25 protein-coding genes and 2 tRNA genes are annotated in these 26,091 nt (G+C 60.8%); 8 read left to right on the plus strand and 19 right to left on the minus strand.

The genetic code is table 11. From position 1 onward, the window contains the following. The first annotated feature begins 72 nt into the window (after positions 1 to 72). From erpA to NKH30_RS10250, 4 genes are all read left to right on the plus strand, one after another. Positions 73 to 420: an iron-sulfur cluster insertion protein ErpA gene (gene erpA, locus NKH30_RS10235; RefSeq protein ID WP_254818314.1), complete on the plus strand. Its 348-nt coding sequence runs from the start codon at positions 73 to 75 to the stop codon at positions 418 to 420. Between the two features lie 2 nt (positions 421 to 422). Continuing rightward, positions 423 to 812 carry a VOC family protein gene (locus NKH30_RS10240; RefSeq protein ID WP_352470415.1) on the plus strand — a complete coding sequence of 130 codons (390 nt, stop codon included), beginning with the start codon at positions 423 to 425 and terminating at the stop codon, positions 810 to 812. A gap of 30 nt (positions 813 to 842) precedes the next feature. After that, on the plus strand, positions 843 to 1,637 hold the full coding sequence (gene xth, locus NKH30_RS10245; RefSeq protein ID WP_023678937.1) for an exodeoxyribonuclease III: 795 nt from the start codon (positions 843 to 845) through the stop codon (positions 1,635 to 1,637). A gap of 77 nt (positions 1,638 to 1,714) precedes the next feature. After that, positions 1,715 to 2,032 (plus strand): hypothetical protein, encoded by a 318-nt coding sequence (locus NKH30_RS10250; protein WP_023678938.1) that lies wholly within the window; start codon positions 1,715 to 1,717, stop codon positions 2,030 to 2,032. Positions 2,033 to 2,056: 24 nt separating this feature from the next. Here the strand turns inward: NKH30_RS10250 and NKH30_RS10255 are convergent, their stop codons facing one another. From NKH30_RS10255 to NKH30_RS10265, 3 genes are all read right to left on the minus strand, one after another. Beyond that, positions 2,057 to 2,893, minus strand: a complete 837-nt coding sequence (locus tag NKH30_RS10255) for a tetratricopeptide repeat protein (RefSeq protein ID WP_023678939.1) — start codon at positions 2,891 to 2,893, stop codon at positions 2,057 to 2,059. Next, a complete protein-coding gene (gene ilvD, locus NKH30_RS10260; RefSeq protein WP_352995167.1) occupies positions 2,880 to 4,604 on the minus strand; it encodes a dihydroxy-acid dehydratase in 1,725 nt (574 codons plus the stop codon). Before ilvD ends, NKH30_RS10255 begins: the two co-directional genes overlap by 14 nt. 279 nt (positions 4,605 to 4,883) lie before the next feature. Beyond that, positions 4,884 to 6,104 carry an OmpP1/FadL family transporter gene (locus NKH30_RS10265; protein ID WP_352995170.1) on the minus strand — a complete coding sequence of 407 codons (1,221 nt, stop codon included), beginning with the start codon at positions 6,102 to 6,104 and terminating at the stop codon, positions 4,884 to 4,886. Between the two features lie 142 nt (positions 6,105 to 6,246). On the opposite strand from NKH30_RS10265, the gene NKH30_RS10270 reads away from it, so the two are divergent. Then, positions 6,247 to 6,486, plus strand: coding sequence for a hypothetical protein (locus tag NKH30_RS10270; RefSeq protein WP_352995173.1), 240 nt, complete (start codon positions 6,247 to 6,249; stop codon positions 6,484 to 6,486). Positions 6,487 to 6,565: 79 nt separating this feature from the next. On the opposite strand, the gene NKH30_RS10275 is transcribed toward NKH30_RS10270, so the two are convergent. The 5 genes from NKH30_RS10275 to NKH30_RS10295 all read right to left on the minus strand — a co-directional run bounded on the left by NKH30_RS10275 (position 6,566) and on the right by NKH30_RS10295 (position 13,209). Continuing rightward, positions 6,566 to 9,349, minus strand: a complete 2,784-nt coding sequence (locus NKH30_RS10275; protein ID WP_352995176.1) for a valine--tRNA ligase — start codon at positions 9,347 to 9,349, stop codon at positions 6,566 to 6,568. 389 nt (positions 9,350 to 9,738) lie between these two features. Further along, positions 9,739 to 10,599, minus strand: coding sequence for a DUF2497 domain-containing protein (locus NKH30_RS10280; protein ID WP_352995179.1), 861 nt, complete (start codon positions 10,597 to 10,599; stop codon positions 9,739 to 9,741). 199 nt (positions 10,600 to 10,798) lie between these two features. Continuing rightward, on the minus strand, positions 10,799 to 12,190 hold the full coding sequence (locus NKH30_RS10285; protein ID WP_352470406.1) for a TolC family outer membrane protein: 1,392 nt from the start codon (positions 12,188 to 12,190) through the stop codon (positions 10,799 to 10,801). Between the two features lie 187 nt (positions 12,191 to 12,377). Then, positions 12,378 to 13,046: a protein-L-isoaspartate O-methyltransferase family protein gene (locus tag NKH30_RS10290; RefSeq protein WP_352771452.1), complete on the minus strand. Its 669-nt coding sequence runs from the start codon at positions 13,044 to 13,046 to the stop codon at positions 12,378 to 12,380. Between the two features lie 89 nt (positions 13,047 to 13,135). Further along, positions 13,136 to 13,209 (minus strand) — tRNA-Cys (locus NKH30_RS10295). A 217-nt stretch (positions 13,210 to 13,426) separates the two neighbouring features. Between NKH30_RS10295 and NKH30_RS10300 the strand changes: the two genes are divergently transcribed. Continuing rightward, entirely contained in the window at positions 13,427 to 13,627 is a 201-nt protein-coding gene (locus NKH30_RS10300) for a hypothetical protein (RefSeq protein WP_352995182.1), read from the plus strand. Between the two features lie 62 nt (positions 13,628 to 13,689). On the opposite strand, the gene NKH30_RS10305 is transcribed toward NKH30_RS10300, so the two are convergent. Then, positions 13,690 to 13,950 (minus strand): hypothetical protein, encoded by a 261-nt coding sequence (locus NKH30_RS10305; RefSeq protein ID WP_023676401.1) that lies wholly within the window; start codon positions 13,948 to 13,950, stop codon positions 13,690 to 13,692. Between the two features lie 219 nt (positions 13,951 to 14,169). Here NKH30_RS10305 and NKH30_RS10310 point away from each other — a divergent pair. Together NKH30_RS10310 and NKH30_RS10315 are read left to right on the plus strand one after the other, a co-directional pair. Further along, positions 14,170 to 14,244, plus strand: a tRNA-Asn gene (locus NKH30_RS10310). Between the two features lie 176 nt (positions 14,245 to 14,420). Beyond that, a complete protein-coding gene (locus NKH30_RS10315; protein WP_352995185.1) occupies positions 14,421 to 14,744 on the plus strand; it encodes a hypothetical protein in 324 nt (107 codons plus the stop codon). A gap of 15 nt (positions 14,745 to 14,759) precedes the next feature. Here NKH30_RS10315 and NKH30_RS10320 read toward each other — a convergent pair whose 3' ends face one another. The 10 genes from NKH30_RS10320 to NKH30_RS10365 all read right to left on the minus strand — a co-directional run bounded on the left by NKH30_RS10320 (position 14,760) and on the right by NKH30_RS10365 (position 26,057). Beyond that, positions 14,760 to 15,443, minus strand: coding sequence for a hypothetical protein (locus NKH30_RS10320; protein WP_352995188.1), 684 nt, complete (start codon positions 15,441 to 15,443; stop codon positions 14,760 to 14,762). Further along, complete coding sequence (locus tag NKH30_RS10325; protein WP_352995191.1) at positions 15,440 to 15,868, minus strand: hypothetical protein; 429 nt, start codon at positions 15,866 to 15,868, stop codon at positions 15,440 to 15,442. Before NKH30_RS10325 ends, NKH30_RS10320 begins: the two co-directional genes overlap by 4 nt. Continuing rightward, positions 15,868 to 19,308: a phage tail protein gene (locus NKH30_RS10330; RefSeq protein WP_352995194.1), complete on the minus strand. Its 3,441-nt coding sequence runs from the start codon at positions 19,306 to 19,308 to the stop codon at positions 15,868 to 15,870. The genes NKH30_RS10325 and NKH30_RS10330 overlap by 1 nt, the downstream gene beginning before the upstream one ends. A 6-nt stretch (positions 19,309 to 19,314) precedes the next feature. Continuing rightward, on the minus strand, positions 19,315 to 20,214 hold the full coding sequence (locus NKH30_RS10335; protein ID WP_352995197.1) for a hypothetical protein: 900 nt from the start codon (positions 20,212 to 20,214) through the stop codon (positions 19,315 to 19,317). Between the two features lie 18 nt (positions 20,215 to 20,232). Continuing rightward, positions 20,233 to 20,556 (minus strand): phage head closure protein, encoded by a 324-nt coding sequence (locus NKH30_RS10340; protein ID WP_352995199.1) that lies wholly within the window; start codon positions 20,554 to 20,556, stop codon positions 20,233 to 20,235. Positions 20,557 to 20,561: 5 nt separating this feature from the next. Next, positions 20,562 to 21,155, minus strand: coding sequence for a head-tail connector protein (locus NKH30_RS10345; protein WP_352995202.1), 594 nt, complete (start codon positions 21,153 to 21,155; stop codon positions 20,562 to 20,564). 65 nt (positions 21,156 to 21,220) lie between these two features. Then, the gene (locus NKH30_RS10350) at positions 21,221 to 22,396 is read right to left on the minus strand and encodes a phage major capsid protein (RefSeq protein ID WP_352995205.1); all 1,176 of its coding nucleotides are present in this window, start codon (positions 22,394 to 22,396) and stop codon (positions 21,221 to 21,223) included. Between the two features lie 88 nt (positions 22,397 to 22,484). Continuing rightward, a complete protein-coding gene (locus tag NKH30_RS10355; protein WP_352995208.1) occupies positions 22,485 to 23,156 on the minus strand; it encodes an HK97 family phage prohead protease in 672 nt (223 codons plus the stop codon). After that, a complete protein-coding gene (locus NKH30_RS10360; RefSeq protein ID WP_352995211.1) occupies positions 23,146 to 24,399 on the minus strand; it encodes a phage portal protein in 1,254 nt (417 codons plus the stop codon). The genes NKH30_RS10355 and NKH30_RS10360 overlap by 11 nt, the downstream gene beginning before the upstream one ends. Next, positions 24,399 to 26,057: a terminase large subunit gene (locus tag NKH30_RS10365; protein ID WP_352995214.1), complete on the minus strand. Its 1,659-nt coding sequence runs from the start codon at positions 26,055 to 26,057 to the stop codon at positions 24,399 to 24,401. The genes NKH30_RS10360 and NKH30_RS10365 overlap by 1 nt, the downstream gene beginning before the upstream one ends. Between the last annotated feature and the right edge of the window lie 34 nt (positions 26,058 to 26,091).

Genomic DNA, 26,091 nt, shown 5'->3' on the forward strand with positions numbered 1-26,091 from the left:
GCGTATGCCGCAGTTGACTTGCCCCGTCGCGCTTCATACCTATCATACGAAACCGAAAGCAAGGTGACGCCCATGGGCGCTGATGCCAAGACCGCCATGAAAGTCGAGATGACCGACGCCGCCGCCAGGCGGATCGCCAAGATTGTGGCGAGCGAAGCCGGCAAGACGGCCCTGCGCGTTTCGGTCGAGGGCGGCGGCTGTTCCGGCTTCTCCTACAAGTTCGACCTGGTCGACAGGCGCAATGACGACGACGTCGCCATCGAGAAGGACGGCGCCACCGTGCTGATCGACGACCTGTCGCTGGTCTATATGGGCGGCTCGGTGATCGATTTCGTCGACGATCTGATGGGCCAGTCGTTCCAGATCAGAAACCCCAATGCGGTCGCCTCCTGCGGCTGCGGCACCAGCTTCTCGATCTAGAAATGCCCGACATCGGCGCGGTCCGTCAGGTCGCGCTTTCCGCCGGGCGCGACCTCGATGCGACGCTGGCGTTCTGGCGCGAGGTGCTCGGCATGAACCTGCATGCGCGTTTCGATCCGCCGGGCATCGCCTTTATCATGGCCGGTGACGTGCGCCTGCTTTTCACCGACGGCCTGCCTGCCGGCACCGTCTATCTCGACATATCGGGCCTCGACGAGTTCCACGCTTCGGCAAGGGCCGCGGGTGTTCCCTTCACCGCGCCGCCGGCGCTCGTCCATCGCGACACCGAAGGCCTGTTCGGCCAGGCGGGGGAAAGCGAATGGATGGCCTTCCTAAAGGACCCGGCAGGCAATACGATCGGCCTTGTCGAACGTCATCCACCGGATCGCTAGTCTCCGGACCACCAGCCTATCGAGGCCGTCATGAAAATCGTCACCTGGAACATCAACGGCGTTCGCGCCCGCATCGGCAACTTGACCCATTGGCTGACGGAAAGCGCGCCCGACATCGCCTGCCTGCAGGAGATCAAGACGGTCGACGAGCAGTTTCCCCGCGCCGAGATCGAGGCGCTCGGCTACAATGTCGAGACTTACGGCCAAAAAGGCTTCAACGGCGTCGCCATCCTGTCGAAGCTGCGTTTCGACGAGGTCAATCGCGGTTTGCCGGGCGACGATGCCGACGAGCAGGCGCGTTTCATCGAGGGCGTGTTCTCGACCGACAAGGGCGCCTTGCGCGTTGCCTCGATCTATCTGCCGAACGGCAACCCGATCGACGACGAGAAGAAGTTCTCCTACAAGCTTTCCTGGATGGCGCGACTTGAGCGCTGGGCCGAGGAGCGGCTTGCTCTGGAAGAGCCGCTGGTCCTGGCCGGCGACTACAATGTCATTCCCGAGCCGATCGACGCGAAGTATCCGGAAAACTGGCTAAGCGATGCACTGTTCCAGCCCGCGACGCGGCAAGCGTTCCGGCGGCTGAAGAATCTCGGCTTCACCGAAGCCGTGCGTGCCGTCACCGACGCCCCGGACATTTTTACGTTCTGGGACTATCAGGCCGGCGCCTGGCAGAAGAACAACGGCATCCGCATCGACCACCTGCTTCTGTCGCCCGAAGCCGCCAACTGGTTTTCCTCGGCTTCGATCGAAAAACAGGTGCGCGCCTGGGAAAAACCCTCCGACCACGTGCCGGTGGCGATCGATCTGGCGCTGCAGCCGGCCTGACCGGAGCTGCTGTCCGGCGGCACATTGATAAGTTGACCTCTTATCGCCACAAATCGCGCGCTTAATGAGAAATCATCATGGTGGCTGGGGTTCCCATGACTACTCGATTTGCACTCTGCCCGATCGGCTGCGCGCTTGCGATGGCGGTGGCGACGCCGGCTTTTGCCGATGCAGAGTGCCTGGCTAACGGCAAATCATTCCAGATCGGCCGGGTCGCCTGCCTGACGCTTGCCGGCCAAAGCTACCTCGCCCGTTGCGAGATGGTGCTCAACAACACATCCTGGACAAAGCAGCGGGATGGCTGCCCGGAGAACACGCTGGCCCCACATCTGCAGGGCACGCCGATCTCAACACCGGCGCCCAGCGGCATGCCGGCGGAACCGACCGACAATTGATCTCAAAACGGAAATTCTGCCGACCTATTGGTCGCCGCCACCCTTGGTGAGGATGTCGTCGGCCAGCGAGATCGCGGTGCGGCGGTCGGCTTCGCCGGCGGCCGCAAACGCTTCTTCCTGCATGCCGCGGATCCATGGCTGGTCGGCGGGTGAGGCCCGTTCGAGCGCCGCGGTCATCATCGCCAGCCCCCGCACGATCTTGCCGCTTTGGAAAAGCAGGTTGCCGAGCGTCGCCTGCGCGCCCGCATGGCCCTTTTCGGCCGCCAGCTGGAACCAGCGTCCGGCCTGCTTGACGCTGGCCTTGACGCCGCCCTCACCCTTGAGGAACATCTGGCCCATCTCGAACTGGGCGTTCGGGTTGCGGTAGTTGGCGGCGGCGCGCATGTAATATTCCTGGGCCGCCACCTCGTTCTCCTCGACGGGGCTGCCGGGAATGCCCTTCCTCAGATAGTCGCCAAGCGCCACCAGCGCGTCCGAAACATAGCTTTCCTCGGGCGAACCGGGCTCGACATCCTGGTCGACGATCTCGCTGAAGAACTTGAACGCCGCGTAGTCGTCTCGCGCCACGCCATCGCCTTCGGCATACATGCGCGCAAGCTTCCAGGTGGCGCCGATCTGGCCGTTCTCGGCGGCATATTTATAGGCTTCCGCAGCCTGCTCCTTATGGCCGTTCTTGTAGGCGGAAAAGCCGAACTGGAACACCGCCCACGGGCTCGACTGCGGCTTCACGCCGGTCTTGTCGTCGAACACCTTGTCGTCGAAGGCCATGGCCTGGCCGACGGCGCCCAAGGTCGCGCCAAACGTGGCGAGCGCAACCAGTGCCGAAAGGACAGACGACCTCAACAACTCAGATGTCCGCATAGCAGTGTGTTTCTTTGGCACCGCCGGGATGGGTGACTGCGCCGTCGCGGGCAGATCCGACAGTCTGTGCGTATTTCCAGATCGCGCCCGACTGATAGTCGGTCGTGCGCGCCTTCCATGCCTTTGCCCTCGCTGCCAGTTCGGCTTTGGACAATGCAACCTCGATCGTGCCGTTCACCGCATCGATCGAGATCAAGTCGCCATCCCTAAGCAGCCCGATCGGGCCGCCGACAGCCGCTTCCGGCCCGACATGGCCGATGCAGAAACCGCGCGTTGCGCCCGAAAAACGCCCGTCGGTGATGAGCGCCACCTTGCCGCCCATGCCCTGGCCGTAGAGAGCCGCCGTCGTCGACAGCATTTCGCGCATGCCCGGGCCGCCGCGCGGACCCTCGTAACGGATGACGAGAACCTCGCCTTCGCTATAGTTACGGTGCGTAACAGCCTCGAAACATTCCTCTTCCGAATCGAAGCAGCGTGCCGGACCCGAGAATTTGAGTTCCGCCATGCCTGCGACCTTCACGATCGCGCCTTCGGGGGCAAGGTTACCCTTCAAGCCCACGACCCCGCCGGTCTGGGTAATCGGCCTATTGGCGGGACGGACCACATCCTGGCTGTCATTCCAGGAAACATGTTCCATATTTTCGGCCAAAGTGCGGCCGGTCACCGTCAGGCAATCGCCGTGAAGATAGCCATGGTCGAGCAGCGTCTTCATCAAGAGCGGAATGCCGCCGGCCTCGAACATGTCCTTGGCGACGTATTTGCCGCCCGGCTTGAGGTCGGCGATGTAGGGTGTTTTCTCGAATATCCTGGCCACGTCGAAAAGATCGAACTTTATCCCGGCCTCGTGCGCGATCGCCGGCAGATGCAGCGCCGCGTTGGTCGAGCCGCCGGTGGCCGAGACCACAGTCGCGGCATTTTCCAACGCTTCTATAGTAACGATGTCGCGCGGGCGGATGTTCCTTGCGATCAGCTCCATGATCTTTTCGCCGGAAGCGAAATTGAAGCGGTCGCGCATCTCGTAGGGTGCCGGCGCGCCGCAGGAATAGGGCAGCGCCAGGCCGATCGCCTCAGCGACGGTGGCCATAGTATTGGCAGTGAACTGGGCGCCGCAGGAGCCGGCCGACGGACAGGCGGCTTGTTCGATCTCGAGCAGCTCGGCGTCGCCGATCGTGCCGACCGAATGCTGGCCGACCGCCTCGAACACGTCCTGCACGGTGATCTGCCGGCCACGGTAGCTGCCGGGCAGTATCGAGCCGCCATAGATGAAGATCGACGGTACGTTGAGGCGCACCATGGCCATCATCATGCCGGGCAGCGACTTGTCGCAACCGGCCAATCCAACCAGCGCATCGTAGCAATGGCCGCGCATGGTGAGCTCGACCGAGTCGGCGATGACCTCGCGCGACACCAGCGACGACTTCATGCCCTGATGACCCATGGCGATGCCGTCGGTGACGGTGATGGTGCAGAATTCGCGTGGCGTGCCGTTGGCGGCCGCCACGCCCTTCTTGACCACTTGCGCCTGGCGCATCAGCGAGATGTTGCAGGGCGCGGCCTCGTTCCAGCAGCTGGCGACACCGACCAGAGGCTGCGCGATCTCGGCCGCCGACAGCCCCATAGCATAAAGGTAGGAGCGATGCGGCGCCCGCTCGGGACCAACGGTCACGTGGCGGCTCGGCAGCTTGGCCTTGGAGATCGCTCTGGCGTCCATACTCGTCCTTGCCGCGGGCGGTGCGGCCTGCCTCTTCGCCTAGCCTTTTGGCGCATGTCCCGAGACAAGTTCGAGGTGCGCCGGGTTTATGGCGGGAAATGGGCAATGTTCCCGGGCGGCCGGGTGGCGCGAGGGTTGTTCAGAAACTGTTGCCAAAACGTCACAATTACAGAAGCGAACATCATGGGGACAATTGTTGCGCCGGCCGAATGCCGGACGCCACGCATCCAACCAACGGCCGGGCAGTGCCCGGCCGTTTTGTCGTTTAAAATTTAATAGTTAGAACTTGATCTTGACGGAAGCCGAACCGGCGAGAAGCAGGTCGTTGCCGTAGGTATAGGTAACGGCATTTGCCACGTCGCCGACACCGCTGAAAGTCGATGAGCCGCTCGTCAGCACACCGATCGAGCCGCCGAGCCTGACCTCGACCTGGTCGTTCGGCGAATAGGAGACGCCGCTGGCAACGGCCCAGGTATCCGACTGATAGCCGGAGGTCGTCGAGGTGCCGCGATCCCAGGTCAGCGAAACCACGCCCGACAATTGATCGGTGAACTTGTGCCCGATACCGCCCGTGACCGTCCAGCCGTCGCGATAAAGCAGGTCGAATGAAACGGGCGAGGGCAAACCGGTTACCGGACTGCGCACGCCATTGATGTCAATGACGCCAAGCTTGCTCCACTCCTGCCAGCGGATGGAACCAAAGGCCAGCCAGCCAGGAGCTATGCCGCTCTGCAGCTTGAATTCCAGAGCCTGAGGTATCTCAGCCGACGCCGAGACTGGGTACACGCCGGTAGAGCCGGGAATCAGATCCGCCGGAAAGGCGCCCCTGAAGCCGGTCGTGTCGACGGTTCCCGACAGCCCGTCATATTTGTAGCTCGAAGAGTACATCAGGCTGGCGCGCAGAGCGATCTCGGGGATCTCATAGGCTGCGCCCGCACGCCAACCCCATGCCTCGTCGGATAGCTTGAAGACACCGAGGCCGGTATTGCCGAAGGCGAGCAGTGTCTGACGGGAAAGAAACGCGTCTACCTGCTGGTAGGAGACACCGCCGATGAATCGTATGGCGCCCTTGCCGACGTTCACCTTATAGGAGCAGGTGAGACCGAAATCGTCTGTGTCGACGGCGTATTTGACCGCTGTCGGCGAATAGGCGTTGTTCATGCCGAAATTCGCGTCCGCACCATACGGTCTCGTATAGGTGGCAAGACAGTCTACGGGCTCAAAGATGTTGGCTTTGATGCCGACATGCGGCACCGCATAATCGCCACCAACGTCCACCGCCGATGTCGACAAACCCGAGCCATCGAGGCGCTGCACATTCTTGAGTTTGCGCTGTGGCGAAACATAGGTGACGCCTGCGTCGAACGAATATGGCGCCGCGTCGAACAGCTGGTCGATGTTGACGCCGCCCCGGTCAAAGCCCCCGGCCTGCACCGTCCCAGCCAAAGCCAGCGAAAAAGCCCCCGCGCCCAGCAGCACTTTCAGACGCGAATAACACATGAATCTCCTCCCCGAAATGTCCTTGCATCAAGCTAGAACCAATTCAGGTTAACGGCGCAACAACGAATTCGCCGTGCGTACATGTACAGCTTGGCTGAACGCATTTCCGACAAGGTGTCGGCCTTCTTACCGAGGCGGGAAAATGGCCGCCACAATACAGATCGACGAGAAAACTCGGGAAAAACCCCTAAATCACTACAAAACAGGGCATTTTTGCGTGCCCAGTCAGCCATTGTTACATTATGGCAACAATGGGGCAAAAACATTCAGTTTGCCTCAAGATTTACGCTGCGGAATGCCCGTTTTCGTGGCAGGCGGCCTGTCTGGAAGGCAGATTCGTGACCGGCGAATCTATTGCGGCCAGCAGGCCCAATTTGTTTGATCGGCCGGCCCAATCTGTTCGATCAACTTGTTTGATCAGCCGGCCCAATCTGTTCGATCAACCGGCCCAATCTATTCGATCAACCGGCATCGCGCACCCGCGCCAATGCCACCGAAAGCTTCTCTTGCGCCTCGCGATATTCGGCGAGTTTTTCACGCTCGGCCTCCACCACCTCTTCCGGCGCGTTGGCGACGAATTTCTCGTTGGACAGCTTCTTGTAGAGCCGCGCTATTTCCTCGGTCACCTTCGCAAGCTCCTTGTGCAGGCGCGCTGCCTCGGCGGCAAGGTCAATCAGGCTGCCGAGCGGCAGACAGATCGTCGCCTCGTTGACCACGATCTGGGCGGATCCCCTCGGTGGCGCCTCGGCGAGCGAGATGTCGCCGACCCGCGCCAGACGCTTGATAGCCGAGCCCTGACGCTCGAGCCTTTCGCGTGTCGTTTCGTTGGCGCCGATCACCACGAGCGGTGCGATAGCCGCCGGCGGCACGTTCATCTCCGAACGCACCGAGCGGATGCCGGAGACAAGGTCGACCAGCCAGTTGATATCGGCGGCCGCCGCCTCGTCCTCGAAGTCGGGCGACGGCCATGCCGCATGACAAAGCAGCGATTGCCGTTGCCTGCCCTCGCCGGCGGTTTCGGCCCACAGTTCCTCGGTCATGAACGGCATCATCGGATGCAGCAGCTTGTAGATCTCGTCGAGCACGAAGGCGACGCATGCCCTGCTCTCGGCCTTGGCCGCCTCGTCGGTGCCCATGAACACCGGCTTCAGCAGTTCCAGGTACCAGTCGCAGAACTGGTTCCAGACGAACCGGTAGGCGGCACCCGCCGCCTCGTTGAAGCGGTATGAGGTGATACCGTCCGTTATGTCGCGCGCGGCTCGCGTCAGCTCCGTCAGGATCCAGCGGTTGACCGCCAGCTTGGCGTCCCGCAGCCAGAAATCGTCGTCGCGCGCCACTTCGTTCATCTCGGCGAAGCGCGTCGCGTTCCACAGCTTGGTGCCGAAATTGCGATAACCGGCAATGCGGGCCGGATCGAGCTTAACATCGCGGCCTTGCGCTGCCATCACAGTCAAGGTGAAGCGCAGCGCATCGGCGCCGTATTCGTCGATGAGCTCGAGCGGATCGATGACGTTGCCTTTCGACTTCGACATCTTCTGCCCGTTCTTGTCACGAACCAGCGCGTGGACATAGACCGTATGGAACGGCTCCTGGTCCATAAAATGCAGGCCCATCATCATCATGCGGGCGACCCAGAAGAAGATGATGTCGAAACCGGTCACCAGCACGTCGGTCGGGTAATAGGTCTTCAGCTCCGGCGTCTGGTCCGGCCAGCCAAGCGTCGAGAACGGCCACAGCGCCGACGAGAACCATGTATCGAGCACGTCCTCGTCGCGGGTCAGGATCTCGCCAGGCTGGAAATTCTCAAGCTTGTCCTCGACCCAGGCCTTCCACGGCCCTTCCAGCGCCAGATAGTATTCGACGGCGGCACCGAGCGCCTCTTCCTCGGTCTTTTCGACAAAGACATGCCCGTCCGGCCCGTACCAGGCCGGGATCTGGTGGCCCCACCAGAGCTGGCGCGAAATGCACCAGGGCTGGATGTTTTCCATCCAGTCGAAATAGGTCTTTTCCCAGTTTTTGGGCACGAAATTGGTACGGCCCTCGCGCACCGAGGCGATCGCCGGCTTGGCCAGTTCCGCCGCATTGACATACCACTGGTCGGTCAGAAACGGCTCGATCGGCACGCCGCCGCGGTCGCCGTGCGGCACCGTGTGGCGATGCGGCTCGACCTTCTCGAGAAAGCCGCCCGCCTGCATCAGCTCGACGATCTTCCTGCGCGCATCGAAACGGTCGAGGCCGTCGAGGCTGTCCCAGACGGCCTGGCGCTCCGGCGTCACGTCCAGTCCGGCGAGAAAGTCCTCATTGTCCTTGAGGCTCACCGCCGCATTGACGGTGAGGATGTTGACCGCCGGCAGCCGGTGGCGCTTGCCGACCTCGAAATCATTGAAGTCATGCGCCGGCGTGATCTTGACCGCACCACTGCCTTTTTCGGGATCGGAATACTCGTCCGCAACCACAGGGATCCTGCGGCAGACGATCGGCAGGATGAGGTTCTTGCCGACAAGATGCCGGAAACGCTCGTCGTCGGGGTGGACGGCGACAGCCGTATCACCCAGCATCGTCTCCGGGCGGGTCGTCGCAACGGTAATGAAGGTCTTCGGATTTTCCGGATCGAAGGTCATGCCTTCGACCGGATAGCGGAAGTGCCAGAGGTTGCCGTTGACTTCCTGCTGCTCGACCTCGAGATCCGAGATGGCGGTCAACAGCTTCGGGTCCCAGTTCACAAGGCGCTTGTCCTTGTAGATCAGCCCTTCCTTGTAGAGCGTCACGAACACTTCGAGCACGGCCTTGGACAGGCCCTCGTCCATGGTGAAGCGCTCCCGGCTCCAGTCGGCCGAGGCCCCGAGCCGCTTCAACTGGTTGAGGATGGCGCCGCCGGATTCGGCCTTCCATTCCCACACCTTGTCGATGAACTCATCTCGGGTCAGGTCGCGGCGGTGGATCTGCTTCTCCATCAGCTGGCGCTCGACCACCATCTGCGTGGCGATGCCGGCATGGTCCATTCCCGGCTGCCACAAGACGTTCTTGCCGCGCATGCGCTCGAAGCGCACCAGAATGTCCTGCAGCGTGTTATTGAGCGCGTGGCCCATATGCAGCGAGCCGGTGACGTTCGGCGGCGGGATGACGATGGTGAAGGCTTCAGCCCCCTCCTCGGCCCCGGCGCCGGCCCGAAACGCGTCGGCCTCTTCCCAGATCCTGGCAATCTTCGGCTCGACGGCTTTGGCGTCGTAGGTCTTTTCGAGCATGGGAAAACGGTCCGCGCTGTCCGGAATTTGTGGTCCGGTGTAAATCGGAAGGTTGTTGCCAAGTCAACCGCAAGGGCGGCATGGCCAATAGATAGCGCCGGGATGGTTCGGTGCAACTCGCGGGACTGAATGTTGCAAGGCAATCGCTTCAGGTTTGCGCTGCCCCTCATTGCCCTGCCGGGCATTTCTCCCCGTATAGTGACGGGGAGAAAAACGCCTGCACTGAAGCTTTCGCCAGTCACGAACGTTGCGGAAAAGGCGCCTAAATTGCGGTCAACCCCTTCTCCCCGTCACTATACGGGGAGAAGGTGCCGGCAGGCGGATGAGGGGCAGCGCCGACTTCGACAATTCGCCGGTCGAGCGCCGCCCATTGGCGGCTCTCCGAATTGCTACTGCGCGCCGCGCGCGACGCGCTCGATTTCCTCGCGCACCAGCCGCTCGACCAGCGTCGGCAGGTTGTTGTCCAGCCAGTCCTGCAGCATCGGCCGCAGCATCTCCTCGGCCATCTCGTCGAAGGTCTTCTTGCTGCGGCTGGCAAACGCGTCCGAAAGTTCACCGAAGGCGGCGGCAACCTGCCGGCCCGCATGCTCCGAAAGGATCGCCGGCCGAAGGGACGGCGCCTCGCTGGCCGCCGGACGCGCCAATCCGATTCTAGAAGATTCCGGGCCGATTTTAGAACGTTCCGGGCCGCTTTCCGAAGGCTCCGGCCCAATTTCCGAAGGCTCCGGCACAGGTTCAGCAGTCGCCTCGTTCTCGAAAACCTCGGCTTTCGGCTCGGCGTCCGGCGTCCGGCGTGGCTCGGCGCGCTCCGGCTTGGCCATCGCGTCGCCGACCGCCGCGATCTCGCGCCGCCAATCGGCGATGATGGTGTCGGTCGTCTCGGCAGCCTTGGCTGTCGCAGGCCGATCCGGCTTTGCGGGAGCGGTGTTCACCTCAGCCAGCGTCACCGCTGCCTTTTCCGGGCCGGCGCGCAGCGGCGTTTCCAGGGGCTCAATGACCGGCGCGGCCGTTGGCTGCACCTCGGCGCGCGTGGCCGGTTTGGCGATCTCCGGTCCGCCGCGCAGTTCGGAGCGGAACGCATCCCCCTCCGCTGCCCGTCCGGCTGCCGGCGCCGGTTGCAGATCCTGGCGCAGCTCGTCGGCGTCGCCCGGCTGCTTGCGGCCGGTATCGCTGTCCTCGATGATCCTTCTGATGGAAGCTAGTATTTCTTCCATGGAAGGTTCGCGCTGTACGCTGCTTGCCGTCGCCATCGTCACATCCGCCGCCCTTGTGACTCGTTCTCAGATTTCCTGTCCGGCAATGCCGGATTCGAATCATGGCAACAGCGTAACCGACGGAACGGCTTGCGAGAATCCCCAATCTGGCGACATCTCGGATTTCAACAGATTAGGGTCGGGAGTTGAAAGCCCGCGCGTCGTTCGAGCGCGGGCTGAAAACACGGCCTGGCGATCAGCGGCCGTCCGGCGTGCGCAGACCGATCCACTTGTCCTTGACGGCGTTGTAATGCTCTTCGGGCCTGTACTTCGTCACGTTGAGCGCAAGGCGGTCTGCCGACAAATGGCCAACCGCCGAGAGGATGGCATAGCTCGCCACCACCACGTCGCGTTCGGCGCTGACAAGATTGATCTTGGCGGTGATGAGGGTCGCCTGCGCGTTGAGCACGTCGAGCGTGGTGCGCTGGCCGACATTGCGCTCTTCGATGACGCCGTTCAGGGCAAGCTGCGCGGCGGCGACCACCTGCCGGTTGGCCGTGACGCTTTGCTGCGCGGCGGTGTATTGCGACCATGCCGAGGTCACCGCCTGGCGCACGGTGTCGCGGCTGACATCGACCTCGATACGGGCCTGGCTAAGTGATTCCTTTGATTGGCGAACCAATGCCGAGGTCCGGCCGCCGGAATAGATCGGTATCGTCAATGTCGCACCGATGTTCGCCGAATTGGTTACGCCATCCTGTGTCGAGGAGAGCGAGCCGGGCGCGGTGCCGCGATAGGCGCTCGAAACACCCGCCGACGCCGAGAGTTGAGGCAGCAGCGCGCCTTCGGCAGACTTCACCGAAAACGCCGCCGCGTCGACCAGATGCGCGGTGGCGAGGATGGCCGGATGCTCGGCCGATGCGATCGCGATCGCTGCATCGAGGCTCGACGGCAACAGCTTCGACACCGGCGAAGCCGGCCTGAGCCTGCCCGGCTCGTCGCCGACGATCTGGCGATAGGTCGCAGCGCTTGCCAGCGCCGTGGCGCGGGCGGCGCTCAACTGCGCCACCGCGGAGGCACGCTGGGCGTCGGCTTGCGCGACGTCGGTGCGGGTACCTTCGCCGACCTCGAAGCGCGAACGCGCCGCACGCGCCTGCTCGGTCAGGAATTGCAGGTTCTGTTCGGTCAGCACGGCGACCTGACGGTCGCGGATAACATCCATATAGGCGCTTGCCGCGTTGAAAAGAGTGTTTTCTTCGGCGTTGCGCAGGCTTTCGAACGAAGCGCGGACCCGCGATTCGGCGGCCGCCACATTGTTCCTGGTCTGAAAACCGTCAAACAGCGTCTGGTCGATCTCGACGCCGAAGTTGCCGGTGGTCAACGAGATGTTTCGGTGCAACAGGTTGCTGTGGCTGGCGGTATAATCAATACTTCCGGAACCGGTGATGGTCGGGCGCCAGCCGGACTTGGCGATGGCAACGCCCTCGTCGGTGACGCGAACGCCGGCGCGTGAAGAATTGAGAGAGGAATTGTTCTGATAGGCCTTTGAAAGTGCCCCGAGAATGGTTTCGGCCGAGGCGGCCATTGGAGAAAGCGCGGTCGCCGAAACGAGGACAGCGGTAAAAAGCAACTTGCGTACAGACGGCACGTTATATTCCCTCATTCGTTTTGCACGGGAACTGCGCCACGCTGGCTTCTCCTTCTGATCAGCCGGCGCCGCGTTTTTTATCGTTCCCCCGCTGAAAGCCCCCAAGAAACACCCGGTTATGCAGATCAGCAACGATTGTTCAAACGCAAGCGATCATGACAGCGCCTTCGCTGCAAGGCAAAATCACTCAGAATTCGAAGGCGGGAATGCGTTCGAATCCCGGTAGTGGCTTAATTGCCGCATTAAATGCGCGTCTTCCCGTTACAACCCCTCCAGTCTTAAAAAAAAGCCGGGCTACGCCCGAATTGCCCTGCCCTTCAACGGCGACGAGTCGGCCGCCTTCGGCAAGCTGGTCGAACAGCGCCGCTGGCACCTCGCCGACGCTGCCGCCGATCAGGATGACGTCGTAAGGCGACTTCTCTGCGTGGCCTTGCGGCAGCGGCCCGTGGACCACCGTGACATTGCCGCAACCCAGCGCCGCAAGCGTCGAAGTGGCGGTCTCGGCCAGCGCCGGATCGCTTTCCAGCGCCACCACGGACCTTGCCAGCCGCGACAGGATCGCCGCCGCATAGCCGGTGCCGCAGCCGACATCGAGTGCCGAATCGCTTGGGCCGATATCGGCCAGCTGCATCAGCTTGGCCAATGGCGACGGTTCCATCAGATAGCGCGGGCCATCGGCCGTATCGGCAATGCGGATGTCCTCGTCGATATAGGCAAGATCGCGCTGGCCGGGGGCAACAAAGGCCTCGCGCGGCACCACAAGCATCGCCTCGAGCAACGGCGCGCTGGTCACGTCGGTGGTGCGGATCTGGCCGTCGACCATCTTCACCCGGCGTTCGGCAAAATCAGCGCTCATGTTCCAACCATCCGCTTGCCGCGCAAAGGCCGCGGCTGTTTCGACCGGAACTGAAGCCCCCTGGCGCTGACGCGCGGGAGCTCGGGCATTGGAGGCCTCGCCCGGAATCGAACCGGGGTGCAAGGATTTGCAGTCCTCTGCGTAACCACTCCGCCACGAGGCCTCATTGCTCCCGGCGTTCCACCCGGCTCCAATAGGTTGCGGCGAAAATGCCGTCAAGCGGCCACCATGCATTCCCAACGGTTCCTCGACATTCCATGCCCTGCCTTATCAACGCAATGCCCATCTTAGCAATAACATATTAGCTTATCGTTAAGCATGATTCTGGGCGACGGGAACCCGAAACCGGCGGCCACGTTGGGCGAAGAGGAGGCTCCGCCATGCGTCGAGCAGCTACGAAGGACGGCACGTCGCGCGGATTGTCGCAGTCTGCAGAGCTTGTGCGCTATGCCATCCACCGCCTCAGCATAGAAGGCGCAAACACCCTGCCGCCGCGCGACCGGGCGCGGCTGGCATCGGCTACCGCCGTTCTCAAGGAGCTTTGCGAACGCCTGGAAAGCTGTTTCGACCAGCCTCGGTGAGGCCTGGACGACCACGCCGCTCTCAAACAATTGCCGGATACCGGCCTGTCAGCAGGGCAGTCTCAATCCGGCCGGCGCCGTCGCTCCCACCAGACGACGAAGCGGCGCCGGTGACGGCGCACCAATGCGAATTCGTAGGAGAGCACCAGCAATCCGATCGGCACCATCCAGAAACCCAGGATCGGCAGGAAGCCGAGAATGCCGCCGATGATCAGCACGACGCCGATCGCAATCCTGAGGCCGCGCGAGCGCGGCATGGTGAACTGGCGGCCGAAGACCGAGATTTTCCGGGCCGGTGGCTGTTCGTCGCTCATTGCCGTCATGTGAAATGTCGATCCGTTTGCATCAGTAGCACCATCAGCCGGAGAAAGCCGCAACGGCCTTTTCTGTTCCTTGACAGGCGAGGGACAGCTCATATGAGGGCGCTCGCCGGCCATTGCCAGCAAGCCCTGCGCCAAAAAGCATCGAAAAAATGCGAAATGCTTCTTTGCAAAGCCGAAACGGGTTTGCTATAGGCTGCCCACTCACGCAAGAGCCTCTGTTCCCCGGTAGCTCAGTGGTAGAGCAACCGGCTGTTAACCGGTTGGTCGCTGGTTCGAATCCGGCCCGGGGAGCCAAATCTTTCAAGCACTTAGCTGAACGCCGTCTCCACCAAAAATCTGCCATGGGTACGCCATGGGTACGGAAGGGCCGGCGCGTTCACTCCTTCGTCGATTGCTCTTCAGCCCCCTGCCCCGCACGGGATATTGCGATTCCATTAGCGGAGGCGCATGTTTTCGCTGGCCGGGTCGCTATGATGCTGGCTGGTGGGGGGATCATCATGCAAAAATCTATTTTCGCAGCGCTCGGGCTGTGGAGCTTCTGCTCGCCGTCCTATGCCGAACAGTCGTGCGAAATGATCTCAAACATAGAGGCAGGCAATTGCCAAGATGGCGATATTGTTAAGGTGTCCGGCACAAGTGCCAGCGAACTGCCCAAGATCGTGCAAAAGTACTGCGACTTCGATTCTCAGATTTTGACGCTCGCTGATCCACTCCTAGCTGGCTTGGGCGTCGGGAGACCGGACTACATCGTTCTCTGCAAATACCACGAGCGAAAGGCCGCTCCGCGACAATAGCACTGTCCGAACCGGTCAGGTGGTCAGCGCGGGCAGATCGGCGGGCAGCTTTGCCGGATAGAGCGTGATCGAGCGCAGATAGGCGTTGTCGAGTAGCTCGTCGGTAGTGCCGTCGTTTCCGATCGCGACTGTCGCCAGCGTCCACGAAGCGGCATAGTTCACCGTCTGCGTATCGGCAGCGCCACCATCCAGCGACCAGGCGTACTCATAATTGCCGCCGCCGACATCGCGATTGAGGGTCACCGCCAGCTTGTGATTCCCGGTCGATCCGAGGCCGTCGGTGTTGCCGATGAGGACGTCACCGAAGTCGCTCGTATGCCAGTCAGCTTCAATGCTGATTCCATTGACGGAGGCGTCGTAGTCGACATCATCGCCAAGGAACATCAGAAACCCGTAGGGCGGGTTGATCTGGTTGAGATCGAAGACGATAGTGCAGCCGGCGGCCAAGGCGGACGCGAAGTCAGAGAGCAACGGGCCGGCAGCGAACGGACAATTGGAAAGATTGTTGAAGTCATAGAACAGCCCTGAGGCAGTTAGCGCGCTAGGGTCATAGCCGGTCATCACATCGCTAACTGAGCGCTCGGCGCCGCCGGAATAGTAGAACCCGTTCTTGATATCGATGAAGGCCGTGGCACCTGGAGGCAGGGAACCGCCACCGGCCGAAGCCGCCTGTGATGCAATGATGCCGAGCGGGATCATGCGAACTTCCCGAATCCCATCCAGGTGTCTATTTCGAACTGCCAGAAGGCTGCAGGCTTCATCGAACCATCTAAGACGACAGAACCGCCGCTCGAGCCGTTCACCGTCACGCCGGTGTCGCCCGTCACTGTGACCGCACCAGCACCTATCCCGGCGGCGGCAAAGATCGCACCTATCGGAAATGGGACATCAGCATGTGCCGGGATGGTCGCCGAGATTGGTGAGGCATTTTCAAACGTGACGCCAACGCCCATGTCTGTCAGACCGAAAATGTAGACCGTGCCAGTCTGAGCGTTGACCGGCATCAGGGCAAACTGAGAATAGAGTTCGTCCGTCATGTCGTTGATCTTGTCGCCGCCGGAGCGGAGGCTGTCGCCGGTGCCATCGTTGGCCGATGTTCCGAGGGAGATGAGTTGGCGTCCCATTATGGCTCCTGATCGAAGGTGATTTCTGTGGCGTCGAAGGTCAGCACTGACGAATCGAACGTCGGCTCGTAGTTGAGCGGCACGTACCGTTGCGCCTGGTAGCCACGCCCTACGGCGGCGCTGATCATGTAGACGCGGAACAAAAGGAAATCCGGCACCGAGCCGAAGTCCGCCGTGATGTTTGCCGCCGAGTAATGAACGGATCCGGTCGCGCTCGTCAGCGTCCGCTTGATGGTCGACCCATCCATGATGTCGATCTCAAACGAGAGCACCGCCTCGCCGAAATTGGCCGGATTGGTGCCCGCCGCGAGGCGTGACCGATAGTCCCAAGACAGGTCCAGGCCATCCGGGACGCCAAACGCGGCAGCGAGGTTGACCGGCGCGTATGGCGTCTCGGCAGCGCCACGAAGCAAGTGAGATGCGGCAACCGACGCGGCCGGGCTTTGACCAAAGCCTACCGCCTTGTAGAATTTGGTCCTGTTCAGGTCTGCAGCCGGATGCACAACCGGTTCGATCCATGCGGCGCCGACCATTACGAACAGGTCGCCGGCCTGGTGAAGAGGTGCAAAGACTTCTGTGCCCCTATAGCCCCGCACTGTGAAGCCGGAGAGCGTGTAGGAGCCGTCGCCGTTGTTGGTGACAGTCCTGTAGCCAACACCCTCCCAGCGGCCCGCAGAGCCCACGAAGGCGAGGTTCTGTCCGGCAAGAACTTCGTCCTCAGTTCTGTCGGCAAGTAGCGTTGCATCACCGGAAATCTTGCGGATGGTCACCGTGGAGTCATCGGTCGTCGAAAATGGATCTAGGGGGTTGGCCAGGACGTCGACGCACACGCCAATGACGCCGCCGTGTGCCGCCTGGTCGTACTCAATCGAGAGTTCGTTCGCCGTGTCGCCGCTGTACAGACTGCCGCCCCCCCAGTTGGCTTGCCCACGCGATGCAACGACCCCGTACTGAACGAGCCAGGCGCCGCCGGCGTCGTCGGAATAGCGCAGCAACGGGATGTCCAGATGGATGTACTGAGACTGCACACTGGCTGTGGAAGTTCCGGAAAACCCGGTGTTTGTTACGGCGGCAACGTCGGCTGAAAGCGATGTTTGGAAATCGCGGGCGTCGAACTCGACAACCATATTTTCCTTGATATTCACCTTCGCAATTTCGACGGTGTAGGAGACGTCGCCGGATGCAATGGAGATGACATCGCCGGGGATCATTTTGGCGAACTCGCCATATGCCGAGAATGAGTGCGTCCGCGGCTGGATTTTCCAAAGGAGTTCATTGACCAGGCGTTCGCCGTCGACGTCAGAAAGGATGAGGGACGTTGAGAACTGCGATTCCTTGGTGGAGCGGGTCACCTCATAGAGCGCGCTGAAAGAGTCCGCGGTGACGGTGCGCGGCTGGTAATTGTCATCCTTCGAATTGTATTCGAGCGAGACCTTGGTCACCCGGGCAATGTCGCTCGCATCATCCGAATTGATCGAGCCGCCCTTTTTAAAGACGAGATCGGAATCTGCGACAACTTGGTCCGCAGTGAATGACCCGTCAGTCGGCGTTTTGCGGAAGACAATTTTGCTTCCACTGTCAGTCCAGACGAACCCGAGCGGATCCTGATAGGACCGCAGCAGGCTGCGGATGTTTGTGCCGTCCTTGTCGATGACGTCGCCCCAATCGACGAGGCCATCAAACCCTAAGAATTCGATCTGATCGATCGTGTACGGGCCAAGATAGATCAGGATATCTGAAATATGACTTTCAAGGGTGATTTGGCCTGGGGTTGTTCCCGGGATCGTGTACTCCGTCCAGACCGTGTCGCCTCTGGAGGAAAAATACGACAGGCGCGCGTGGTCAAAGAACCCGACCCTGGTCTCCTGCCCGGTCTCGTCTTCAAAATCAGCAAGCATCGTGGCTGTTTTGTTGCCGATGTCGATGATCCAAAGCTCTTGAGAATTAGAGCGAACCATGAGAAAGCCTGGCCGAGGAAAACTCCTTTCGGTCATAGTGAACTGCGACAATTGGAAAAAAGGCTGCGACACCGTGAACGCATCGGCCAGAAAACCAGTGTCTGGCGCAACCAGTTGAACATTGAAAGTGCCGCTCGGATAGTCCTCAAGTACAACGAGATATTCGGTCAACGGGTCGTATTGGATCGCCGTCATGATGCCAAACGACGTGTAGGCAAGGGCGGCTGACCATGTGTCGCCGTCGTAGATGACCTCATAGACAGCAGGGAAGCTACCTAAAAAGAAGGACGCTGAACTCGAACTGACACGACCAGTCGAGACAAATGTGCCATACCCGAGTGAGCCACGAGTTACGGTGAATGAACCGGCGGCGATGTCGATGACCGCAAAGACGCTAACTTGACCGCCGCTGGCGTCGGCATCACCTCCGACCAAAAGCCATTTGTCACCGAAAGCTTCACCGGCAAGCCATAATATTGACTCGTCGGCCGCCTCTTGCCACTCAGCGACTATTTCACCAGTGACCGCATTGTAGACCCTGGTCGGCGCGACCGGTTCTGCCTCGGTTGCGAAGCGAACGACCACATACCCAGACCCGCGGATGGCATTTGTCCACACACCGTTGTTGAAGAAACCGCCGCCGGCATAAGGCTCAGAACCGGCCAGCGGCACCCGATATCTTTCGACATGGCTGTCGACATCAAGGACCGATAAATAGCAGATCCCCAGACCACTGATTTCATCCGAGGTCAGCACCTGATATATGACGCCCTCGACAGGATCGTAGCATGCACCGATATACGACTGGTCCATGTCCGTCGGCGCGGTGCCGGTCCATGCGAGTTCCTCCGTTCCGCCCGTCTCAGTGGCGGCATTGGAGATCACGCAGGTGATCGTCGGTGCTGACGATGCCGGAAAGTCTTCAAGGAAAATCAGAACATCGCCTGTGTGCGCGCCGGCATTTGGCCCGACAACTTCCGTGGCGATCGGGTCAACGGCCGTCTGCAAACCATTGTAGAACCGGAACGCGCATTTCGGAATCGAGCCGTTTTCTGCGTCGAACTGGACCTCGCCGTTGGCCTCGAGCCGGATCAGTTTGTAGCCGCGGCGGAAGTAGTCCTTGCACAGAAGATAGCCGACGCTGATCGTTACGGCAGTCGTCGGCTCGGGCAGTGGCGCGTTATTATGGTCCCAGTATTGGTCAGCGTAACTCGTGTAGCTGTAGCTTGTACGGACTGCTTTCGTCAGTCCATAGACTGGGATGCCATCCACTTTGCCGGTCCCGACGACTGCGGGCTTCGGGCGCCCAAGCGCAATGGGAGTGACGAGGCCGGTGCGGCGCGCATCCTCGCGCTTGCTTGGCGGTCTAGTGGATGTGAACTGATAAGAGCCGAGTTGTCGTTGCTGAACATTGACCATCAGTCGCTCCGCGGCAAATTTCAGAGAAAAGAAAACGCCGCCGCCCGAAGGCAGCGGCTGCAATGACGGTCATTTGGCTTTGGAGCGGTCGTAAGCGGCTCGATTCCGGCATTCTGCGCAACAGTAGCGAGCCGCTGGACTGGCGGGCTGAAACATGTCGCCGCACTGATCGCATGTGCGCGGCGTAGCCTTCTGGCCCGCTGCTCTGCACTCGACCGAACACCAATTCTGGGTATGCCTGTGCGGCTTGAACACGCGCTGGCAATGGCTACAGGGCCGCTCCGGCTTCGTGGTCCGTCCCGCCGACGCGCACACAGGCGAACAATAGAGACCGGCTTTGCTGCGGCTGAGCGGCCGGAATGTCTTCGCGCATGCCGCGCACTCTCTTTGCTCGATGATGTCACCGCGGGCATGTCGCGCGCATGATGATGAGCAGAAGCGGGATTCCTCTACCGACGGCCGAAACGATGTGCTGCAGAATTCGCAGTTGCGCTTGCGAAGCTGCTGTTTTTTGCCCAGGTAGAAAGCCCGCTTCGTGACTTCCTTGCCCCGGTAATCGTCCGCCTGTTCACGCCGGATTTTGGTGGCCAGTCGGCAGAGTTCACTGCACCAAGAAACACGCCGCAACTGGCGCTCCGACGTGTCGAGTAACTGGCCGCAGCCGAGACAGTTCTCTCTATCGACGCCTTCAGGCTGGCCTTGCAGCCAGGTCGGACGCCGGTGACCTCGAAGACATGTTTCGATGATCGAGGCGGCTTCGTCGTCCGCCCGTTGCCAGGAATAGCCATCAAGGCACAGAGCGGAACGAAGCCCGGCGCGGCCGGCTCCCTCGAACTCGAACGGACTGAGCCTCCAATCCGCTATGACGTCCATCATTTGGCTGACGATGTGGCGTCGCTTGTCGGCCCCAAAAATCGGGTGCTTTGCAAGATTCTTCGTCGCCCGAAAGCTGAGCGTTATGGCGAGCATGTCCTGCGCCATGAGTGTTTAAGACTGGGATTCCGCCGTGATCTCAGTTCCATCGCGGAAGCCGAGTTCGCGCAGTCCTTTGATGTCGTAAGTGACTCTCTCGCATTCGACGCGGTCCACTTCGGAGATGTCTGCGAGATAGCGGATACGAAAGATGACCAGGCGCCCGGCGTAGCGCTGATGCTGATCAGGCGCGAAACGCTCGTCTTCTTTTTTGTGGATCTTCTCTGCCCAAACAGTCCGCCAAGTTTGCCACTCAAAAACGGGCGAGTTAAGCAAATCAGTGCCGGTCTCAACGCGCCGAAGGATGATAAGGCGCCGGTTCATGGTGCCGATGCGCATGGGGCTCACCGATAGATGCGAAATGGCGCGATCAGATCGCAGGCCAGGAGTGGAATTTCGTGCGGCGTGGAGAACGCTATTGGCTGCCGTTGTTCGTAGAAGTGGGCGGCCATGACGTTGATCGCTTGCAGAATCGGCGGCGGAACGTTCTCTTCGCTATCGCCGTAGCCGGCGCGAAAACGAATCTGCACCGCGTCCGCGACATAGCGGGTGTCGGGCCAAGTCTCGCCATATGCCGGGGCGATTTCAGGCCGCCAGGAACCGGCGCCAGAAACCCGATACGCCGACGGATCCAGCGTTTGCAGAACCCCGTCGGTATCGAGATATTTGATATGAACGACCTCCTGCAGCGGCGGTAGCGGAAGTTCGATGCAGGTTGGAAAGCAATCGAGGTACAGGGTCCACTCTTGCGTCAATAGGCACCGGCCAAGCCGTCCTTCTTTGCCGTCCAAGCGCGAGACCGCAGCACCGATGCAAGCCAGAATGTAGGCCTTGTCGGTCGGTAGCGAACCGCCAAATTCGACGCGAAGGTGATCGCATACCTGCCGCAAAATCAGGTCGGCGAGCGATTCCGGCGGGGTTTCCAGCACAAGGTTCATGGCGACTCTCGCAAAATGGAAAGGGCGGCCCTGAAGCCGCCCTCTGAGGTAAATGGTGCGCCTGATTACGCGTTGAGTGACGGAGAAGCGCCCAAGTCGAAATAGCCGTGCACGAAAGATTCCGGCCGGTTCACCGCAAGGGCGAGCCGCTCTTCGGCCCGGATAGCGACGAGGTTCCTGACGAAGAAGTCGTCGTGATCGGTGGACACCTCCACCGCGGCGTCTTCTCTGTCGAAAACTTGGGCTCCCATGGTCGCACCGACCAGGAATTCGCCTGAGGTGATTGCGGTCGTTTCGACAACCGCAAGGCGCCACAGTTGCATGGTGCCGCCCGTCTGGACCTGGATCCAAATATAGCGGTGATTGTCGTCCTTCGTCAGTTCGATCGACGCCCAATCGTTCGGGTTGAGCACCACGAACGTAGGCCGGTATTCGGCGTTGCGGACCTGAAGGCTGGCGCGGCGGATCGTGTCGATTCGCGTATCGGTGGCACCGGCGCTGAGCGTCGACTGGCTGAAATCCGTCGCCTGCGGAATAATGCCATGAAGGTTCTGCCCTGTGCCATCGCCGGCGAGAAGCTGGTTCTCCTCCACGTACTTCAGGCCGAACGTCGCGCGACCGTTGATGTAGGACATCAGCATCGGGACGTCAGAAAGAACCTGCTTCGAGGCTGCGAACCAATGCGCGATGCACCTGACATTGGTCGTGATGAGTTCGAATTTCAGATCCGATTGCGCCTTTACCGCGCCTTCCGCCACCGGCGCGGCGTTGTTGGTAAAGCCCGTTTCCTGCATGAATTCGATCGCGTTGGAAGATGTGCGGCCGGGCAGGAGAAGGTCTCGGATCGTCAGTTCGCGCACGGCCGGCGTGATGATGCCAGGCGCACGGTCCGGCCGGATGAGGTCGCCGGCGGAACCGGCGGCATCGGTCGTGGCCGAAGTGATCGTCGCTGCCTTGAGGTTCAGGCGCGCGGTGCCGCGGCCCTTGCTCTGCAGCGCCTTGAAGTCGTCCGTCTCGGTCAATTGTTCGCCGATGGATTTCGCGGGCTCGCTGCCGAACGAACGACGGGAAAGCTTCTGCTCAACCGCCATGAGGCGGTCCTGAAGGCTGGCGCCATCGGTCGAAAGCTTGGTGAGCGCCGCCTTGGTTTCATCCAAGACCTTGCCGTGCGTCTTGATTTCCTCGCTCGCCTTGGTGGCAAAGGTCTGGATTTCGGTGTCGCGCGCCTTGAGCGCGTCCATCACGCTCTTGAGCTCGTTCTGTTCGTCAAGGCGATCGCCGGCGGCCTTCCGCCTGAATTCGCGGGAGTGAATTGTCATTTTGATATCCTCAGATTGGGGGAAGAGAAAAGCCCTGCAGCGCCTTCACAAGGTCACTGGCGGCTGTTGCATTCGCCGGGTCTCCGACATCCGTCAGGAGATGCTTAAGGCCGTGTGCGGCGACAGTGGCGGCCTGCGTGCGAGAGAATCCAGCATCACGCAGGAGTCGCTCGAATTCTGGGAGAGACGGCAGAGAGCCGTGAGCCAGCTTGAACTTCACGGCTTCGACTCTGGAGTCATCATTTGCGGGAAATGTCACCAAACTCACCTCTTCAAGATCGACTTTGGTGAGGGTCCGGATTCCGGTTTTTTCATCGTAAGTGCTGGCCCTGGTCCAGTACCCAATGGAGAGGCCTGAGACGACACCGGACTTGAGAAGTGCGAAGGCTTCGCGGGCAAGCGCAACGTCTTTGACGAGGAGATAGCCCTCGACGTAGAGGCCCTTCTCATCCTCCCGGACGATCTCATAATAGCCGATCGGCATATCCGAGCGGTGCTGCCATAAGACGGGAAGCTTGCGGCCCTTGGTCTTGCGATCGGCCAACGTGTCGGCAAAGGCGCCGGGGGCGACGACTTCGTTGTACGAGTCGACCACGCCGAACACCGACGCATAGCCAGAAAAAAAGCCATCCTCGCGGACGGCTTTGATGGAAAGTTCAAAGTCGCGGAGCCTAATCGACATTCTTGTTTTCCTCGATGCCAAGCCATGACCGAAAAGCGGACTTCGCCGCGGCTGTGTTGTCGCCGCCAAGCCGGTCCAGTGGCGCGAGATTCGTCTGGGCCGTGAGCGCGTCGCCGCCGTCGACTGCTGGCAGGTTGAGCTTTCGACGTCCTTCGTTTCGGCTCATCAATGCATTTTGGACGGCGGTCGAAAGGAAGGCGATCTTGCTTGCGCTATCCGCCTGCAGAAGGGCTTCCCGGTTGAACTCGGCATAGATCCGGCGACGGTCACCTGGTCCGATCAGTTGCTTGAGAACCCGCTTTTCAATCCTCGTCAAAATCGGGTTCAGTCCGGTTGTGAGCCACTGCACTATTATGGCTCCGACTCCGGTTCCCCACATGGTTTGACCTTCGGGACTGTGACCGATGACGATCGGTGGAGTCCCGCACCAACGGCAAATTTCCTCTACGTTGAAACGCCGGGTTTCCAGCATTTGCATGTCTTCCGGATTGAGGGAGAGCTGTTCGAATTTCAGCCCCGCCTCCATTACCATGATCTTTCCGGCGTTCTGCGATGACGCATACTGCTTCAAGATTCCCTCAAGCTGTTTGCGTTGCTCATCGTTCAGTTCGGAATCCGTCTGGAGAAGGCCCGACGGCATCAAACCGTTGCCAAAGATCTTTCCGGCGGTCTCGTCTGCTGCGATTGCACTGCCGAGCGTCTGCACCCCAAACCTTATCGGTGAAAGGCCAAGGTCGCCGCCGAATCCAAAGCCACGAATATGGAGCACCTGTTCGGCCGGAAGATCGATCGCCTTACCGCGATCGCTGAACTTGTATCGGAGCTCGCCCGCCTGATCTCGAGTCACATTTACCTGGTCGGCCGGAAGGAGATTCAGCGCGGTAACACGATCACCGAGCTTAACGATCTCGGCAAAACAATTGCCCCTCACCATCAGCCAAGCGACCATCGCGCCCCAGAATTCGAAGGCCGTTTGGTCGCTGTTCGGGCTCTCCCCGATGATTTCTGCCAACGGATGGTCGACGGGGTTGCGGCCGCCCTTCAAATCCTTTTCGAACATCTGCAGCGGGAGCGAAGAAACGGCTTCAGAATTCAGCCGAACGCAGGCCCAGAACGTCGCAAGCTGCAACGCACTGTGATCAGTCACCGACTTGCCTGCAGCGCTTGAGCCGCCCGCGAAATACGACCATGGCGCCGTATCAGTGAGACCGAAACGACGGCCAATCCAGTTTTTGAAATTCATCAGATCACCATCACTGGATTTCTCAAGAAGCCCTTCAGTGAAGGCTTCACTGGCGGCGGTTCGAACCGGTTTGCGACCTGCAACGCCATGGCGAGCGCAACGGCGCCGTCCACGCGAACCGGGCCCCGGCCGTTTGATTTTTCTTTGTCGATCTTGAGATTGCCTGCCGCGTCAGAAATCGTTATTGCCCCGGCCACGGCCGCAGTTAATACGGGGTGCCCTGAGTGCCTCAGCTTCCCGGATAGGGCGAGCTCGGCAAAGCGCTCTACGGCTGGCCCAAGGCTCAAGAATCCTTGGCGGAATGGCTCGAGTGGCAACTCGCACGCGAGGTCATCCAGTTCTGTTTTCAGATCGTCGATTCTGTATGTGTCGAATCCGATTTTCTTGACGTCGAATTCTTTCGCGAGTTTCGCCAACTCCGCGGCTACGAATGAGTAGCGGACAGTCGGGCCAGGCGTGGCAAGCATGTGGCCGGCTGATATCCACTGTCGGAAACGTTCTTGCTCCGCGGGCCGCCGGGCTTCAAGCTGGCCTTGCGGCGTCCAGAAGAACGGCAAAATGTCGAATGTCGGATCTGGATCGTCTGAGGGAAAAACCAAAACCGCCGCAGTCAAATCGTGCTTGCCGGACAAATCCAAACCGCCGAAACAGGCGCGGCCCTTTAGGGCTGCCCGGTCGACCGGGCCGGCGTTCTGTTTCCAGACAGGCAGCGTTACAATGCGGCTTTCGGGATTGGCGTCGGCGCGCTGGTTGAGCCGCAGGCGCCGATATGAGCTTTCGAACGCCGGCATGCGCCGGGCGCGGTCGCGGGATTTCTGAAGCGCTTTGAGGTCGAGGAAATGGCCGTAAGCAGGATTGCAGGCCTTCAGTGTCTCATCGCTGAAGGGATCCGCGTCATCCGGCGCGGCGTGAAGCTGGAGATATGTGGAAGGGTCCGCACCTGTCAGCGCGTCATCGATCAGACGGGAAAGCGCGTGGTCGTCGTCTGCGCTTTGGGTGCTCAAGACGAGACCAAGCGTCTCGTCGCGCTTGCCCTCCGATTCCATCAGAACGCTGAGCAGCGCGCCGTCCGGTGCCTCACCGAGTTCGTCATAAGCCCAGCACGTCGGGCTCAACCCCTGGCTGCGTCTCGCATCTGCACTGAGTGCCTCAAATACGGAATCGACGCCGTCACCCTCGAGCACGTGAATCTTTTTGTGGAAGTCGACAATGTTCGTCCTGGCCGCAAATTCCGGGACGCGAAGGATCGTCGCCTTCATTTCATCGAAAATCAGTCCCGCCTTGCCGCGATCGATCGACGCCGAAAACACGGCGCCACGCTCTTCGGACTCCGGACCCAGAAGCGCCGCCAGGCAGATCCCGGCAATCAGGCCGGTTTTGCCGTTGCCTTTCGGCTGGCTGAGAATGGCGAGTGAGACCTTGCGTTTTCCGCCCTTGTTGGTCGCAAAGACGTTTTCGATGAATTCCCGCTGTGATGGCAACAGCCGCATTTTCTTGCCGCGGCGGATGCCCTTCGTGACAGGGAGCCACTGAAGGAAAGCAATCATCCGCTTCGCGCGGGACAGGCCTTTCTTTTTCCAAGGCAGGCGCCGCTTGGTTTCCGCCGCCTGTTCCTTCGCAAGGCGCTGGCGAGCCGCGCCCGGTCCGCGGAGCCCCATGCCGAAACCTCATTGAATAAGCGGCGGACGATCG

Source organism: Mesorhizobium sp. M1273, assembly GCF_040318195.1.
Lineage (GTDB): Bacteria > Pseudomonadota > Alphaproteobacteria > Rhizobiales > Rhizobiaceae > Mesorhizobium.

Excerpts from the sequence above, each read along its gene's own strand:
- NKH30_RS10315 (WP_352995185.1), top strand. The coding sequence starts at position 14,421 with ATGATGCTGGCTGGTGGGGGGATCATCATGCAAAAATCTATTTTCGCA.
- NKH30_RS10275 (WP_352995176.1), bottom strand. The coding sequence starts at position 9,349 with ATGCTCGAAAAGACCTACGACGCCAAAGCCGTCGAGCCGAAGATTGCC.
- erpA (WP_254818314.1), top strand. The coding sequence starts at position 73 with ATGGGCGCTGATGCCAAGACCGCCATGAAAGTCGAGATGACCGACGCC.
- NKH30_RS10340 (WP_352995199.1), bottom strand. The coding sequence starts at position 20,556 with ATGCGCATCGGCACCATGAACCGGCGCCTTATCATCCTTCGGCGCGTT.
- NKH30_RS10255 (WP_023678939.1), bottom strand. The coding sequence starts at position 2,893 with ATGCGGACATCTGAGTTGTTGAGGTCGTCTGTCCTTTCGGCACTGGTT.
- NKH30_RS10290 (WP_352771452.1), bottom strand. The coding sequence starts at position 13,046 with ATGAGCGCTGATTTTGCCGAACGCCGGGTGAAGATGGTCGACGGCCAG.
- NKH30_RS10305 (WP_023676401.1), bottom strand. The coding sequence starts at position 13,950 with ATGACGGCAATGAGCGACGAACAGCCACCGGCCCGGAAAATCTCGGTC.
- NKH30_RS10345 (WP_352995202.1), bottom strand. The coding sequence starts at position 21,155 with ATGAACCTTGTGCTGGAAACCCCGCCGGAATCGCTCGCCGACCTGATT.
- NKH30_RS10300 (WP_352995182.1), top strand. The coding sequence starts at position 13,427 with ATGCGTCGAGCAGCTACGAAGGACGGCACGTCGCGCGGATTGTCGCAG.
- NKH30_RS10265 (WP_352995170.1), bottom strand. The coding sequence starts at position 6,104 with ATGTGTTATTCGCGTCTGAAAGTGCTGCTGGGCGCGGGGGCTTTTTCG.
- NKH30_RS10355 (WP_352995208.1), bottom strand. The coding sequence starts at position 23,156 with ATGTCGATTAGGCTCCGCGACTTTGAACTTTCCATCAAAGCCGTCCGC.
- NKH30_RS10335 (WP_352995197.1), bottom strand. The coding sequence starts at position 20,214 with ATGCTCGCCATAACGCTCAGCTTTCGGGCGACGAAGAATCTTGCAAAG.
- NKH30_RS10325 (WP_352995191.1), bottom strand. The coding sequence starts at position 15,868 with ATGGGACGCCAACTCATCTCCCTCGGAACATCGGCCAACGATGGCACC.
- NKH30_RS10360 (WP_352995211.1), bottom strand. The coding sequence starts at position 24,399 with ATGAATTTCAAAAACTGGATTGGCCGTCGTTTCGGTCTCACTGATACG.
- NKH30_RS10320 (WP_352995188.1), bottom strand. The coding sequence starts at position 15,443 with ATGATCCCGCTCGGCATCATTGCATCACAGGCGGCTTCGGCCGGTGGC.
- xth (WP_023678937.1), top strand. The coding sequence starts at position 843 with ATGAAAATCGTCACCTGGAACATCAACGGCGTTCGCGCCCGCATCGGC.
- NKH30_RS10350 (WP_352995205.1), bottom strand. The coding sequence starts at position 22,396 with ATGGACGCGCTCAAGGCGCGCGACACCGAAATCCAGACCTTTGCCACC.
- NKH30_RS10280 (WP_352995179.1), bottom strand. The coding sequence starts at position 10,599 with ATGGCGACGGCAAGCAGCGTACAGCGCGAACCTTCCATGGAAGAAATA.
- NKH30_RS10240 (WP_352470415.1), top strand. The coding sequence starts at position 423 with ATGCCCGACATCGGCGCGGTCCGTCAGGTCGCGCTTTCCGCCGGGCGC.
- NKH30_RS10365 (WP_352995214.1), bottom strand. The coding sequence starts at position 26,057 with ATGGGGCTCCGCGGACCGGGCGCGGCTCGCCAGCGCCTTGCGAAGGAA.
- NKH30_RS10270 (WP_352995173.1), top strand. The coding sequence starts at position 6,247 with ATGGCCGCCACAATACAGATCGACGAGAAAACTCGGGAAAAACCCCTA.
- NKH30_RS10250 (WP_023678938.1), top strand. The coding sequence starts at position 1,715 with ATGGTGGCTGGGGTTCCCATGACTACTCGATTTGCACTCTGCCCGATC.
- ilvD (WP_352995167.1), bottom strand. The coding sequence starts at position 4,604 with ATGGACGCCAGAGCGATCTCCAAGGCCAAGCTGCCGAGCCGCCACGTG.